The sequence below is a fragment of the Sphingobacterium corticibacterium genome, from assembly GCF_004208525.1.
Lineage (GTDB): Bacteria > Bacteroidota > Bacteroidia > Sphingobacteriales > Sphingobacteriaceae > Sphingobacterium > Sphingobacterium corticibacterium.
Window position 1 is genome coordinate 241164 of record NZ_SGIT01000003.1, and the last position, 15584, is coordinate 256747.

General features: G+C 42.7%; 17 protein-coding genes. All 17 read right to left on the reverse strand.

Annotated elements, in window-relative coordinates; all coding sequences use genetic code 11:
* Positions 1–10: 10 nt before the first annotated feature.
* Complete coding sequence (gene nuoF, locus EWE74_RS15930; protein WP_130142596.1) at positions 11–1351, reverse strand: NADH-quinone oxidoreductase subunit NuoF; 1341 nt, start codon at positions 1349–1351, stop codon at positions 11–13.
* Positions 1352–1353: 2 nt separating this feature from the next.
* Positions 1354–1878 carry an NADH-quinone oxidoreductase subunit NuoE family protein gene (locus EWE74_RS15935; RefSeq protein WP_130142597.1) on the reverse strand — a complete coding sequence of 175 codons (525 nt, stop codon included), beginning with the start codon at positions 1876–1878 and terminating at the stop codon, positions 1354–1356.
* A complete protein-coding gene (locus EWE74_RS15940; protein ID WP_130142598.1) occupies positions 1871–3106 on the reverse strand; it encodes an NADH-quinone oxidoreductase subunit D in 1236 nt (411 codons plus the stop codon). Before EWE74_RS15940 ends, EWE74_RS15935 begins: the two co-directional genes overlap by 8 nt.
* 19 nt (positions 3107–3125) lie before the next feature.
* A complete protein-coding gene (locus EWE74_RS15945; protein WP_130142599.1) occupies positions 3126–3629 on the reverse strand; it encodes an NADH-quinone oxidoreductase subunit C in 504 nt (167 codons plus the stop codon).
* The gene (locus EWE74_RS15950; RefSeq protein ID WP_130142600.1) at positions 3622–4176 is read right to left on the reverse strand and encodes an NADH-quinone oxidoreductase subunit B; all 555 of its coding nucleotides are present in this window, start codon (positions 4174–4176) and stop codon (positions 3622–3624) included. The genes EWE74_RS15945 and EWE74_RS15950 overlap by 8 nt, the downstream gene beginning before the upstream one ends.
* 21 nt (positions 4177–4197) lie before the next feature.
* Positions 4198–4578 carry an NADH-quinone oxidoreductase subunit A gene (locus EWE74_RS15955; RefSeq protein ID WP_130142601.1) on the reverse strand — a complete coding sequence of 127 codons (381 nt, stop codon included), beginning with the start codon at positions 4576–4578 and terminating at the stop codon, positions 4198–4200.
* Between the two features lie 104 nt (positions 4579–4682).
* Complete coding sequence (locus tag EWE74_RS15960) at positions 4683–6422, reverse strand: tetratricopeptide repeat protein (RefSeq protein ID WP_130142602.1); 1740 nt, start codon at positions 6420–6422, stop codon at positions 4683–4685.
* Positions 6423–6601: 179 nt separating this feature from the next.
* Complete coding sequence (locus EWE74_RS15965; protein WP_130142603.1) at positions 6602–7567, reverse strand: PstS family phosphate ABC transporter substrate-binding protein; 966 nt, start codon at positions 7565–7567, stop codon at positions 6602–6604.
* Positions 7567–7800: a hypothetical protein gene (locus EWE74_RS15970; protein ID WP_130142604.1), complete on the reverse strand. Its 234-nt coding sequence runs from the start codon at positions 7798–7800 to the stop codon at positions 7567–7569. The genes EWE74_RS15965 and EWE74_RS15970 overlap by 1 nt, the downstream gene beginning before the upstream one ends.
* A gap of 2 nt (positions 7801–7802) precedes the next feature.
* Positions 7803–8678 carry an energy transducer TonB gene (locus tag EWE74_RS15975; protein WP_130142605.1) on the reverse strand — a complete coding sequence of 292 codons (876 nt, stop codon included), beginning with the start codon at positions 8676–8678 and terminating at the stop codon, positions 7803–7805.
* A 19-nt stretch (positions 8679–8697) separates the two neighbouring features.
* Complete coding sequence (locus tag EWE74_RS15980; RefSeq protein ID WP_130142606.1) at positions 8698–9249, reverse strand: ExbD/TolR family protein; 552 nt, start codon at positions 9247–9249, stop codon at positions 8698–8700.
* Between the two features lie 19 nt (positions 9250–9268).
* The gene (locus EWE74_RS15985) at positions 9269–9919 is read right to left on the reverse strand and encodes an ExbD/TolR family protein (RefSeq protein WP_130142607.1); all 651 of its coding nucleotides are present in this window, start codon (positions 9917–9919) and stop codon (positions 9269–9271) included.
* 97 nt (positions 9920–10016) lie between these two features.
* Entirely contained in the window at positions 10017–10850 is an 834-nt protein-coding gene (locus EWE74_RS15990) for a MotA/TolQ/ExbB proton channel family protein (protein WP_130142608.1), read from the reverse strand.
* A gap of 434 nt (positions 10851–11284) precedes the next feature.
* The gene (locus tag EWE74_RS15995; RefSeq protein WP_130142609.1) at positions 11285–11635 is read right to left on the reverse strand and encodes a translation initiation factor; all 351 of its coding nucleotides are present in this window, start codon (positions 11633–11635) and stop codon (positions 11285–11287) included.
* Between the two features lie 34 nt (positions 11636–11669).
* Positions 11670–12548 (reverse strand): diacylglycerol/lipid kinase family protein, encoded by an 879-nt coding sequence (locus EWE74_RS16000; RefSeq protein ID WP_130142610.1) that lies wholly within the window; start codon positions 12546–12548, stop codon positions 11670–11672.
* Between the two features lie 275 nt (positions 12549–12823).
* Positions 12824–13576, reverse strand: a complete 753-nt coding sequence (locus tag EWE74_RS16005; RefSeq protein ID WP_130142611.1) for a DUF3823 domain-containing protein — start codon at positions 13574–13576, stop codon at positions 12824–12826.
* Between the two features lie 39 nt (positions 13577–13615).
* The gene (locus EWE74_RS16010) at positions 13616–15580 is read right to left on the reverse strand and encodes a RagB/SusD family nutrient uptake outer membrane protein (protein WP_130142612.1); all 1965 of its coding nucleotides are present in this window, start codon (positions 15578–15580) and stop codon (positions 13616–13618) included.
* Positions 15581–15584: the final 4 nt, after the last annotated feature.

Sequence of the window (15584 nt, forward strand, 5' to 3'; positions counted from 1 at the left end):
GTTTATTTCTTTAACTCTCCACTCCCTCCATCACCAATCCATAATTCCTCGTCTGTGCTTCTTCCGGGTGTAAAATATGCCATTCAAATTCATCCCGGAAATGCCGTATGGCACTTGCCACCGGCCAGGCCGAAGCATCTCCTAACGGGCAGATAGTATTCCCATCGATTTTCTGCTGGATATCCCATAATAGGTCAATATCCGACATATCGCCATGTCCATACTCGATTTTGTGCAATACTTTTTCCATCCAGCCGGTTCCTTCTCTACAAGGCGAACATTGCCCACAGCTTTCGTGATGGTAAAATCGCGTATAGTTCAGCGTATTGCGTACGATACATTGATCCTCGTCAAACGCAATAAAACCACCGGAGCCCATCGCTGTACCCGTTACAAAACCGCCGTCTGCCAACGACTCATACGTCATGAGCCGAGGTTCTCCTTTTGCTGTTTTTAGGGCAAGGTGGGTCGGTAAAATCGGCACCGACGAACCGCCGGCAACCACCGCTTTCAGACGTTTACCATTCGCTATACCACCACAATATTCCTCGGAATAGATAAATTCTTCCATGGGCAAACCCATTTCAATTTCATATACTCCCGGACGCACTAAGTTGCCCGAAGCCGATATTAATTTTGTACCTGTACTACGCTCAATCCCGATCTTTGCATATTCTTCTCCACCGTCATTCACAATAGGTACGGTAGCAGCAATTGATTCTACGTTGTTGACCACGGTAGGGCAACCATATAAACCAGCTACCGCCGGGAAAGGTGGTTTAATGCGCGGATTACCTCGTTCACCTTCAAGCGATTCCAGCAACGCCGTCTCTTCTCCACAAATATAAGCTCCTCCACCCGGTTGAACATGTATTTCTAAATCGTAGCCTGTTCCTAGTATATTTTTGCCTATAAAACCTGCTGCTTTCGCCTCCGCGATCGCTTTTTCTACTATACGAATCTGGGGCATCATTTCACCCCTAATATAGATATACGAGGTATTGGCGCCCAATGCATAACTGGAAACAATCATGCCTTCTACTAAAGCATGTGGAATATGGGTCATCAGATATCTATCCTTAAATGTACCGGGTTCCGATTCATCCCCATTGCAGACTAAATAACGTGGAACACCCTCCGGTTTCGCCAGAAAACCCCACTTCATCCCTGTCGGGAATCCCGCACCACCCCGTCCGCGCAACCCAGATTTCTTTACTTCCTCCACCACATCTTCCGGCGACATGGTCTTGAGAGCCTTTTCTACCGCACGATAGCCTCCCTTTTGACGATAAACCTCAAAAGTATTGATCCCAGGAACATCTATATGTGCCAACAATAACTTACGTGCCATACTTATTTCGTTTGTGCTTTTTGCTTCAATTCATCAATCAACTGATCTACCTTTTCTTCCGTCAAGTTTTCATAAAACGTATACTCCGGACCGATCTGTAATACGGGGGCATAGCCACAGGCAGCAAGACACTCCACACCCCTCCATGAGAATAAACCATCCGCTGTTACCTCTCCCTCTTTAACACCCAGTTTATCTTCCATATGCTGCATAATACGTTCGGCACCAACTAAACAACAAGGGCCTGTACGGCAAACCTCCAACACATATTTACCTTTGGGCTGCAGAAAAAACATCGTATAAAACGTAGCAACCTCGTACACCTCTATCGGCCGTATATCCAGATAAGCCGCGACCTTGTCCATCGCGTCTACACTCAACCAACCATATTCAGCCTGCACCAAGTGTAAGATAGGCAGAAGTGCTGATTTCTGTCTACCTTTCGGATAGCGCGCGACCACTTCTGCAAACTTTTCCAACAAAGGCGTGCTAAAATCGACGATCTTATTTTCTTTAACACTAAGCATCTAATTCTCCTGCAATAACGTTTAAACTACTCATATTGATAATCGCGTCAGAGATAAGCATCCCACTACTCATAGGTGCAAACATCTGGTAATTGACGAAAGAGGGCCTTCTAAAATGCAAGCGGTAAGGCGTTCGCCCCCCGTCGTGGATAAGATAAAAACCCAACTCACCATTCGCGCCCTCTACAGCATGATAAACCTCCGATTTCGGCGTCTCCCACTCGCCCATCACAATCTTAAAATGGTAAATCAACGCTTCCATATTGGTATATACCTGTTCCTTAGGCGGCAAATAAAAATCCGGCACATCGGCATGGAATACCCCTGCAGGTTCTTTTTTAATCTTTTCCAACGCTTGCTCAATGATACGCAGCGACTGCCACATCTCATCGTTGCGCACCATAAAACGATCGTATACATCGCCGTTGGTTCCTACCGGAACATCAAACTCAAATTCTTCATAAGACGAATAAGGCGCCGTCGCCCGCACGTCGTAATCCACACCTGTGGCACGCAGAATAGGGCCCGACCAGCTATAGCTTAGGGCCGTTTCCGGTGTAACAGCCGCTACACCCGATGTACGCTCGATAAATATCCGGTTACGGACAAACAAGTTTTCAAATTCTTTCAATACCGGTGGGAAACGTTTGAGAAATTCTTCGATTTTATGAAAAGCAATCTCATTAAAATCACGCTCGAAACCACCGATACGTCCAATATTGGTCGTGAGACGCGCGCCACAAATTTCCTCGAAAATTTCGTATATAAATTCCCGTTCCTGCATCACGTAGAGGAACCCCGAGAAAGCTCCCGTATCCACGCCTAATATGCCATTACAAATGATATGGTCAGCAATACGTGCCAGTTCCATCACAATAACCCGCATATACTGTACACGTTTAGGCAGCTCAATGTCCAGCAATTTTTCCACCGTCATGTGCCAACCCATATTATTTATCGGCGATGAACAATAGTTCAGCCTGTCCGTCAGTGGTGTTATCTGATAGAAAGGACGGTGCTCCGCAATTTTCTCGAAAGCACGGTGTATATAACCTATCGTAGAGACACCACTCACAATACGTTCCCCGTCAATCTGTACCACGTTCTGGAAAACCCCATGCGTGGCCGGGTGCGTAGGCCCGATATTGAGCGTAATCAACTCATCTTGTGGATCATTGTCAAAAAAGACAGCTGCATTCGGTGTTATCTTGGTTATCGGTTTACTCATTTTTACTCTCCTCTACGATTTAACGTCCAAAATAAAAATCTTTTTTATCCACTCGATTTGGATCCTCGAGCGGATATTCCTTGCGCATCGGGAATACCTCCAATTCATCCATATTCAGGATACGTCGCAAATCAGGATGTCCTTCGAACACGACACCAAAAAAATCATACGTTTCCCGTTCCATCCAGTTGGCTCCATTCCATAAGGGGGTAGCCGATGGAATCGTTGGTGTAGGCCCACTGATAAATACTTTTATCCGCAGACGTAAATTCTGCAATAGATTATGTACATGGTATACAACACAGAAATCGCGCTCCTCATTCGGATAGTGCACTGCCGTAATATCTGTCAAGTAATTAAAACGTAAAGCCACATCGTCCTTTACAAAAGCAAGCACATCCAATATAGACATTGCTTCCGTTGCGACGGTCAGTAAGCCATGCGGTTCGGCCACGATACGCACCTGTTCCCCAAACTGCTCTTGCAGACGATCTATAACGATTTGATTATTCAGCTTATCCATTCTCCGTCGCTATTCCGTATTTTTCCAACAATGCCTTATATTCCGGTGTATTCCGGCGGTTTAAGGATTCATTCTTCACAATTTCTTGTAATTTCAGCACACCATCCAATATGGCTTCGGGGCGGGGAGGGCAACCGGGGACATACACATCCACGGGAATGATCTCATCGATACCCTGCAGTACCGAATAGGTATCAAAAATCCCACCACTGGAGGCACAGGCGCCTACAGCTATTACCCAACGGGGCTCCGCCATTTGTATATAAACCTGCTTTAAGACCGGCGCCATTTTTTTAGCTATCGTGCCCATGACCAATAGCATATCCGCCTGTCGTGGCGAGAAACTCGGACGCTCCGCGCCAAAACGTGCTAAATCGTACGTCGAGCCCATAGTGGCCATAAACTCAATCCCACAGCACGACGTGGCAAACGGCAGCGGCCATAAGGAGTTTGCCCTAGCCAAACCGATCACTTTATCTAAAGACGTCGCAAAAAATCCTGCTCCTTCTACGCCCGGAGGCGCTTCCGCCAATGTCACTTTACTCATGATTTTTTTGTTATTGTTGCATTAATCCCAATCCAGGGCTCCGCGTTTCACCTCATAGACCAGACCCAGAACGACAATACCTAGGAAAATACCCATTTTCCATAAACCGTCCATCCCCATCTCCCTAAAATTAACCGCCCAAGGATACATAAATATAACCTCCACGTCGAAAACGACGAACAAGATGGCCGCCATAAAATACTTAACAGAAAAAGGTTGCCTCGCGTTACCAATTACCTCCACGCCTGACTCGAACGCCCCCAGCTTATTCTCTGTGCGGACTTTCGGCCCAATTAAATGCGTACCGATGATCGTTAAAACACCAAACGCTACGGCCACGCCTAATTGTATTAGAATCGGTATATAATCTATTGGGGCGCTTTCTAAGTTTACACTTTCCATAATAGCAGTTTTATATTCAGTTCTCCTCTTAACAAATATATCATTTTTTCACAATAAAAAAAGGGGCTGTACACAGCCCCTTTCTTATTTGTTATGATTCTAAATTACAGTTGATCAACGAATTGGCCCGCAAATTCATCTTCCGGACTAACCTTGATGGTTTCCTGGAAATGTGCTTTCGCTTTTTCGGTTTCTCCTTTCAAATAAAAGAAGTAACCTAAGTAATTATTCGCATCCACAATGTAAGAATTCACTGTAGTTTCAGGCAATTCTGTGTTCTGCACCTCTTGTAACAATCTGGAGAAAGAGTCTACAAAAAGTCCCTTCGCATTTTCGGGATCATACATCACCCCATCCAGCGCCAGTTCAGACAAACCTTTATAATACAAAGAATTTACTAAATATTTCTTCTTTACGTCTTCTTTATCCGTTGCAATAACGACACCGAACGATTTAATAGCTTCATCAAGCGTAGGCTTTGCTGCTGCGATCTTCTGCGCACCGAGTTCCGGTGTTACCTCTTCACCTTCTGCCGGAGACACCAATCTAGAGCCTTTGGTATACTGCCCAAGCCCCACAAAGTAATTGGCATCATAATAGTAATCAGATGAATCCTGCGCAGCCGGGATACGGAAAATCTTAACCGCTTCTTCTACTTCACCGTCCTGGTATTTAGCGAAAGCCGTTTCTGCAATTTCTGTTTCCAGATTATCCTCCGCCGTTTGTTTCTCGACAGCTTGCTTCAATAACTGCTCACCTTTTGTGGAATCGCCAGCACTTAAGTTCGCCAAACCAGCATATAAGTAGTCACGGGGAATCAAACGTTCCGGCTGCACTTTTTCAAACAAGATATTCATATTCTCCGCCGCTTTCGCATAATCTTTATCTTGGTTATAGGCGATATACCCCAAATAACGGTAAACTTTGGCGTCTACACCTGGCATATTTGCCAACTGCTCAGCAACGGTCTTCAATTCCGCATAGTTACCGGAGTAAACCAAGAAGTCAGCATAACGTGTTTTTGCTTCGACCGACGCATCTCCCGTTAAGCTTAAATATTTTTGGTAAAACTCCAATGCCTTCTGGTTGATTTCCCGATAGTCATCTTCCGGCGCTTTCAGCGAAGACAAATAATAGGTCTCCGCAAGCTCGCGGTAAAGTGGTGCATAATCGGGGTTCTCACCTGATAATTTCGTCAATGACTCAATAACCACGTCATACGCTTGTGCCCTTCTAGAAATTAACGCTTGCCCAATTTTTGGAGCCAATAAGTTGGGATCAAGATACTCCGCATCACGGTAGTTTACAAACGCCTGGCTACTTTCACCCATACCCGCATACGCATCACCTAAAGCGATTAATATATCGGCATCTTTCTGGTTTTTTTCTTTCGCCTGTGTTAGATACTCAATAGCTTTTGTATAATCAGGTTCCGGCGCTTTGATATATGCTTGTCCAACATATAACAACGGTAAATATTCCTTTCTGCCCAAACTAGAAACAGCTGTCGCAAACTTCGTTTCAGCCGCTGCTTTGTCGCCTTTCATTAAGTCGACAATACCCAACCCAACGTTATTTAATTTTTCTTTGGGCGCATTCGTCACCCCTTGATTGAATGCATAAGAGGCAGAATCAATTTTATCGTTGATCAAGTGAATTTGACCAAGATAAAACCAGTTCTCTCCGTCTTTTGCTTTCTTTTCTACCAAGTTCTGAAGCATCCCTTTTGCTTCATCATATTTCTCTTCGGCTATTGCAGCCTTCGCATCCTTTAAGCTCTGTGCACTTACAGAACCTATCGTACCCGCCAATAATAGACTTAAAAATAATTTGCTTCTTGTCATAATCTATTTGTGTTCTATTTTTCTTTTTTTACTAACTAATTACACACCAATTTAAACAGGAATTATCACAAATCTAAACGAATTATATGATTTTTTTATCCTGTGCTCGTTTCTTATACTTTGACTGTCTCTCAATATAAATGTTTAATTTCCGCCAATATTTGGCTTAATGTGCGCACTTACAGCGAAATATCATCCCGTATAATAATGTCACGCCCTGGCATCGTAGCCGGCACTAAGCCCGATTTCAACACAATCCGTTGCCCCCGATCGCCTGTCAAAAACGCAGAAAAACCTATCCCCAACCCTAAATTAGGTTGATAGTTCTGCACGTAAAATGTACGGCGTAGCGGATACTCCGCTGCAGCAATCGTAGACTGGCTGGGCTTATAATATTTATTATCGGCCGCCTCACCTATCGTATTCTGGACGCTCAAGATACGAATATTATTTTTATTTGAAAACGAAGTAATCAAATCTAAATAGACATTATACCCTAAAATTCCAATTTTATCCGGATCATTTGCTACCGCTTCCAACACCTTCTCGCTATCTCCTTGGGCCTCCACAAAATTGGATGCTACCTTTTCTAATTTACCCAATTCTTTCAAGTGTCTAAACGTACTGGAATTAAGGTTGTCGAAAACAATCTTTTTCCGGTCAGCACTTTCTCCTTTCATCGCATTCACCAAATATTCAATAGTAACGGTCGTATCGACTAGTTTAGTATTATTGATGACCACAATTGCATCGGTCCATACGGGAAATACCCGAGGTTTAATCGCTCGCTTCTTGAAATAATCATTTTCCGTTTCATTAAGTTCCCGCGCTAATAGCGCCACGCCGGCCTCTTTTGACAGTAACTCGCGCACGGCTAATAATTCCGGTTGGACGATAATGTTCAGTCTAGCATCTGGGTACGCCGATAAGAAAACCTCTTCCTGCTCTTTCACAAGTGGCAGGATCGTCTCATCTACTATGACGTTAAGCACGCCTACCAAGATATCTTCTTTCGATCCGGCGTTATTTACTACCGAGCTATCCGCGGCAGAAGAGGCCTTCCTCTCTGTCCGGGAGCAGCCGGAACAGCCTGCTATGCTCAGCAACACGATGGCCAGTATACTTATGTTGACTATTTGTTTCATCAAAAATTATTCTGCCATAAGCGGGCAAAGCGCAAGAATGAATAAACAATGAGCAGGATACCGAACATATTCTTATACGTGGGATCGATATCCAATGGAAATTTATCCCAAAAGATAACCAGAATACCCAAAATAAAATAGAAGGCAAACATCGCCAGGCCCAAAATAGACAGAAATCGCTTTGTTGGCGATTTCTGACTAAATTTTCTTGTGTTGTTACGCAAACCACTCATACTTATTGTTGAAGGTTCAATGTAATAGGCAATGTGTAAGCTACACGTACTGGACGACCGTTCTGAATACCCGGTTTCCAAGGTTTCGCTTTTTTCAACACATTCACAGCTGCTGTACCGGTACCATATGACAAGTCTTTTACCACTTTAATGTCCGTCAAACTACCGTCACGCTCTACTACGAAAGAAACAACAACCTGTCCTTTTACGCCTGCATCAATAGCTCCTTGCGGATAACTATAGTTACGTCCAACCCATTCCCGAAAAGCGTTCAAGCCACCGTGTGGTTCTGGGTTGACCTCTACCGCGGTAAAGATTTTGTCAGCACCACCATCCGGATCGCCGGTAGCACTACCTGTGATCTGTCCTTCTACTTTTTTCGGACCAAATTCTCCGGTAGGCACACCTGATGCTCCTTTTGTACCCTTTAAGGTAATACGTGCCGGTGTTTTATTTTCTTTCTTAATTTCTTCTTGTGATACCACTTCCTCCTTCACCTGACTTTCAGGTACTACCTTCGGCTCTGGGAAACGCACCAAGTCTTCTGCTGGTGGTTCCTGTGCAATACGTTGCACGGGCTCTTCCTCCTGTGGAAGTGGTTCTTCTTCCTCTTCTTCAGGCTCCGGTATATCCAAATCCTCCAGCGTTACCTCCGTTATCAGGGGAGCTTCTTCCACTGGTCTATCTGGGAATACCTTAATGTTAAACATTTTTGGAGCACTCAAAACAAGAACAACTGAGACAATCGAGAATAGCGCAACATTGGTTGCCTTTGGAGCAAACTTACGTAAGTCATAGGCACCATACTCTTTATTTCTATTCGCAAAAACGACGTCAAGCCATTCTTTTTTGAATATATCTAATTTAGAACCAAACATATTTTACTTAATTATGCGATTAATCGTTAAAAAGACCTTCGCTTTTCAACACTTCTATTTCGTCACTATTGATTTTTGAAATCATGTAGCGTTTGACATCCACAATCCGCATCTCGTCCAAAATATCCACCAGATTACGTTGTACAGATTTTTCGCTAGGTCTGATTACCACAATCAAATCTTTACCTCCGGCACGCTGAGGAACCTCTTTTTGCATTCTGAGCAATACTTGACGAACGCCTTCTTTCCCATAATCTATGGTTGTAGGTGGGTAGATCGGTTTCGCCAATTGTCCATAATACCAAGAGATTTTGTTATCCGATCCCAACAGAAGTGTGATGGAACGATTGTCTGCGATTTCCAGATTATCGTTTTGATCCATCTTGTTCTTATCAGGCATCGCGACATCCATCGCCTGTGGAGTATTTAGTGACGTGGTCAGCATGAAGAAAGTAATCAATAAGAAGGCTAAGTCTACCATGGCGGTCAAATCGACCTTGCCACCAGCTTTCTTGGCTCTTACCTTACCACCTTTATCACTTTTACCACTATCTTGATTTAATTCTGCCATTTTCTTCTCGTTTACGCGTTTAATTATCCTGTCTTAAACCCGTCACAAAACTGAATTTGTTTTGCTTCTGGTTACGTAGCGTTTCAATAATCAAGTTGATAACCGGATATTTCTCTTCCGCATCCGCTTTGATTGCTACTTTCATCGGTCCCGGATCCACATAGTTCTTCTCTCCTTCTCGCGAACGGTTAAATTCGATCGTTGCCCGACGCGCCTCCTGTACCCAAGAATACAATTCATTGGAGTTTGTCTCTGTACTATCTACAGGGATACCTGGCTGAATATTCTCTGTACGTTGTTCATTTGGCAGTGAAAGCAACTGACGTAGATTTTTGATCGGAACACCAAATTCGTCCAACTGCTTAAATTTTTCATATTCCTCAGCAGAAAAATTGACATTGTATTTCTGCGACATATTCTTCAACGTTATCTCCCGTACATTCGGATTTTTCACACCAAAGAAAACCTTACCATCAGCCACCGAAATAATACCTAGACCATCATCTGGCAATTTTTCCGGACTCGTCGAAGCGGGTGTATCCACCACTAAAACTTCGGGCTGGCGTGCCGTTGCTGTTAATACGAAGAATGTAAGAAGCAAGAACGATACATCACACATCGCCGTCATGTCGATGGAGGTACTGGCTCTTTTTACTTTTGCTTTACCCATTATCTTTACTTCCTTTAATTAACAATTCTTATTCTTTTTATAGCTATGATGCATGTTCTTCTAAAATTCCATAAAAGAATTTAAAAAACACTTTTTCTTATTTATGGTTTGCTGCGTACGTTTGTACGATAGAGAAACCAGCCTCATCGATAGAATACGTTAATTTGTCTATTTTCGCTGTTAAGATATTATAGAATACAATAGCAAATGTAGAAGTTGCGATACCTGTTGCTGTATTAATCAAGGCCTCAGAGATACCGTTTGCTAATTTTGCTGAATCTGGAGCTCCTCCCGTTGCCAAAGCCGAGAACGCCTTGATCATACCCGTTACTGTCCCTAATAGACCTGTCAGCGTACCGATAGATACCAACGTCGCCAAAACGTTCATATTTTTCTCCAACATCGGCATTTCCAATGCAGTTGTTTCTTCGATTTCTTTCTGGATAGCGACAACTGATTTCTCTGCATCTAAGCCTGTATTTGCAGAAACATCTTTGTACTTTAACAAACCGGCTTTTACAACGTTTGCCACAGACCCTTTTTGTTTATCACACTCGGTAATCGCAGAATCAATATTACCACCGTTGATCAATTGTTGGATTTTTCTAACAAAGTTACCAACGTTACCTGTTCCAGAAGCTCTGTTGATAACGATCAAGCGCTCGATAGCGAAAACCCATACCATAAGGAATAAACCGATAAGAACAGGCACGATTACACCTGCATGATAAACCATACCTCCATAATTACCTGGAAGTGGCTGATTTTCACGGTTACCATCGATAAAGTTAGATGGAGCACCCATTACGAATTCCCACACGATGTAACCGATAATAAAACAAATAACAATTGCTAAACTCGCAAATAAATTACCTGAATTTCCGCTTTCTTGTTTTTTAGCCGGAGCAGTAGTTTTTGGTGCGTTTGCCATTTTACTAATTTTTAGATTTTTACTGTTGTTTAATATTTAATGTTTAATTCAATTTGTGCAATTTAAAGGCACTTATTCTGCTATAAAGCAAAACAAATATACTATTTTGTGTTAAAAATAAAATTTTCTTGACATTAATTTATACATCTTTCAATGCGCCACATATTAGTAAACCATCAGCGGTTCCGTGTCCTTCCCAATATGCTTATTAGCTATACGGATTAACGTTAATACCGCGCTAATATTTTACAATGAAAACCATTTTTTTTGGTTTATGCAAATTAAAAAATCATTAACAGAAAAAAATAAGTAAGTATTTACTCACAAAAAGACAACTTCTTTTCAGCCCAAGACACGATCAAGCAATTGTCATAATTTCAACGCCAATAATCTGGTTTTCGTCCACGTCAACGCTTAACATTCACCATAAAACACTAACCTCCAACCAATTTCGCATTATACCCATCACCTGTTAGCAAATCAAAAATCTTTTGTTTAAAATCGCCTTGGATCAAAATCTCTCCGTCTTTTGCCGCTCCTCCCACGCCACATTTCTGTTTTAACTTTTTCGCCAGTTCGTTCAAATCATCGTCTGTCCCGACAAAACCTTGTACAATTGTAACAACTTTTCCTTTTCGAGCCTTACGGTCTAATAAGACCTTTAGTTTTTGCTGCGTAATAGGTATTGTCTCTTCTGCGGCCGTTCCCTCTGCGTCCACATATTCAAAATCATTCGCTGTGGAATAGACAATCCCTTCAAATCGTTGTTTTTTTTGTTTAGCCATATACATTTTTTAATGTTAAATTATTTAACTCTTTTTAACAAATTATCTTCAGCGACTTGGGTTGTATGGTGATTTCCAGTTTTTCTCCCATTTCCACAGGTTCCCCATCGACGTGCACCGGACCATTTCCATCTCGTAAAATGATAATTTCCTTTCCAGGAATAATTTCCACATATTCTGATTGGTCCGCACTCTTCGTAAACAAATGGAACACCATTTTTGGAAAGAGATAAAGTGGGAACTTCTTTACAATACACACATCCAGCAGACCATCGTTAATCGACGCTTGCGGCGCTATATATGCATTGTTGCCATACTGGGGTGAGTTAGCCACACTGACCATAAACGCTTCTTTCCGATATTCTTTCCCATCTATCGTCAACGTATAGGTGCTGGGCTGGAAATCACTGAGTACATTAATCGCCGAACGTAGATAACCGATCGGCCCCCTGATATTATCTGCTGCAAAGCGGTCACTCACCGACGCATCAAAACCTAGTCCGGCAATATTAAAGAAATGCCTTCCGTTAACCACACCCGTGTCGACTGCCGTCGTCTCGAAACGGTTTATCCGTCGGATGGCAGCAGATTCGTTGAGTGGAATCCCCAAGTAAAGCGCCAAACCATTACCAGAGCCTTCCGGAATAATTCCCAAAGGCATGTCCGTACCTAAAATCGCTGATCCCAGCTCGTTAATGGTGCCATCCCCCCCCACAGCTACAACTGCATCATACCCTTCCTCAATCGCTGATTTTCCGAGCTCAAAAGCATGATTGGCGTGATCGGTGATCTTAAATGTCGGGTCAAATTTCTCCAGATCCAGCACTTCTAACACCTGCTTATTAAACGCGGTCTTCTTTTTCCCTCCCGAGATTGGGTTGATAACAAACAATATTCGCTTACGTTGACGCATATCTTCATCCGAAATAGTTTAGTAAAGATAACGGATTCTTTGTTACTTTTTCCCGTAAAAAGAACCAAAACCTCTCCGCTTCGGATATTTGATAGGAAGGGGTAGTACTAAAAACAAATTTCTGCAGTTATCAAATCTCCGGATGCGGCATTAAAGGTTAATCGGGGTCTGTGCAATACCGTGTACACTCGTGTAACGTGTATGCTCCGGTAAAAAGAAAATAGAGACACTATGTTGTGTCTCTATAAAATACGTTATAAATACGTTTACTCTTTCTACGGAATAAGTACCTCTTTGACGTCGGTATAGTTATATCTATTTGTGGCATCAAAAGATATTTGTGAGCGTGCTCCGAATCTAAAAAAATATTTTCTGCTGTAATCCGGGAAAGCCTTTTGGGATTGAGCAGTCGTAATGGTTAATACAACGCCATCATCATCCAATATGGTCGATGCTGTTAATCCCATTTGGGCCGGATTTAATATAATGGTATAATTCGTGCTGAAGCTAAAGTCGCCAACATATTGGTTTTCACTAACAAATAGCCTCGATTCTACCAACGGCGTCCGGTATCGGGGATCTTCACTTCCGTATGTAATTTTAACCTTAAAGGTTACTGTTCTATCGGCATTTAAAACAGGTTCTCCCATCCATTCTACTTGAAGAATGGGTACTACCTCATATACGCGCTCAACAACCCCTTTTATCTCTAAACGTTCTTCTTCAAGCGGCACAAACGCTCCTGATGGCCTGACACCATAGGAACCCGAGAAAATCTTATCATTATAAAATGAGCCATCCATTTTACAATTGAAATCATAAGGCTGGGGATTATCGTCCCAACTGTATTCCATCATTCGAATACGTATCCCCGTATTCCCAATTGCTGTCTGAAATGGCTTTCCACTGTTTTTGTCGACGAACTTCCCTTTAAAGGTCTCTTGAGGCGCCGGAAAATTGTCCTGTTCACAACCCGTGGTCATGAAGAGCAACAAACATATATTTGTAAGAAGTTTTAATGCTTTCATATCGTTAAAAGTCTTTTTTTAAAATAAATACACCGCTCATTAATACCCCGGGTTTTGTTTACAATTCGGATTTTTTGTTATTTCCGCAGGCGGAATCATTTGATAATAGTTACGACTGTCAAAATTGAAGATATAATTTGCCGCACCACCTTTAGACTCCATGTAGCGGGCATCCAGAAAATATCTGTCGGCATCTGTAGAATAAAACGGATATAATACTCTATAGCGCTTATTGCTCTGTTCGGCCTCCATAATTCTCCATCGTTTAAGATCCCAATATGTTCTGTGTTCGAATGCCAGTTCTTTTCTACGTTCTGTACGGATGGTCTCTATACTATTTATTGCACTGGGCGAAACCAAAAGTGTTGCGCCGGCTCTTTCTCTTATCTGATTGATGCAGTCAAAGGCATCTTGCCTATAATCTCCTCCACCAGGCGAAGTCGCTCCAGCTGTAAGTAGTTCATAGGCTGCCTCTGCCCGGTTCAACAATACCTCAGCATAGCGTATCTCTATCCAGCTCTGCGTCGATTTATTTCCGTTATTATCTGTCTGTTCAGGGTTGAGGTATTTTCGCAGATAGAATCCGCTGATATTACCAAAATCCCAACCAGATACGACACCACTTTCGCCAGATCTCTTTTTTCTGCTGCCATCTTTCAGCGTAATCTGATTGCCCGGGTCGTTGTTGAAAGCAAAATTGCTCGAAAGCTTAAGCGGACTCGATTCATTATAGACATTTGTATAATTCACCACACTACCAGCAGGCATTAAAGGCGAAATACCATTTTGACTCGATCCCGTCCATACCCCCCTTCGTATATCAATTGTCTGCCCCATAAATTCGGACATCGGCAGAATAACCGTACCTTTCAATCGAGGTTCTGCATTGACAAATGCATCTAACGGAGATTCATACAATTTGTATTTATCGTTTGCATCCAAAAACACAAAATGACCGTTTGCATCCTTTTCGATTCCATCAAACATTTCGATAAAGTCCAAGGTAGGGCAGAGTTCCGAGTTATTTCCACCGGAAGAAGTTTGCATAGGCTGTGCCGAGTCATCAAAATTGTGCAGACTTTCGGGATCTTTGTAGTAGCGTACAAATATATTCTCGTAAGTATCTTTGAGGAAAATATTGGTGAAATTTTGCGCTTGCGCCTCGGCATGGCCAGCTACCCATTCGTCTTTATACAAGCGGTGCTTCGTTGTCTCATCCAGAATCCTACTGGCTTCATATGCAGCTTTAAAGTATTCCGTTGCCCTTTGAGACGGTATTCCGCAGATTCTGTTTCCTCTGTCAATTTCTTCAATTGTGTTATACTTGGCTATCGAACCGGCGTGTAGCATAACACGGGATTTGAATGCTGCTGCCGCATATTTTGTCGCCCTACCCTTTTGATTGTTTTCTGGAAGGTTGTTCATTGCAAAATCGAGATCCTCTCCTATAAAATCCCATATTTCTTCCTCAGCAGCACGGGGCAACAAGGTCTCTTCGAGACTTACCGAAGCCGGATAATCGATGACCATATCCACCTTAGGAACTCCTCCATAACGCTTTACCAGAGAATAATAAATAAAACCTCGGATAAACCGGGCCTCCGCTAAATAAGTTTTAACCTCCTCTTCCGAATGAAACTCCTGGTATTGCGGAAGCGTTTCCAAGAGCATATTTGCTGTCCGGATAGCGGTATATGCAGCATCCCAATAACTTGCGTTTTCCGCATCGGCTCCCTGCGTATCTCTTCCGAGTGCTTCGCCAGTCAATGCAGATTGTTGTTTGTATTTTGTTCCCCCATTATTAAATAGCCCGCTTGCTTCATAGTTATACCGGAAATCCTCCATGGGCAGTGTACTATACATTCTTGCCATATAACTTAAAACGCCTTCACTTGTCCCAAAAATCTCGGGATCACTGATGATATTCTTAGGTGGTATATCCAGTTTCGTACAACCGGCTACTACCAACAAGAAGAATGCATATATAAATTGATGTACTTTCATGGTC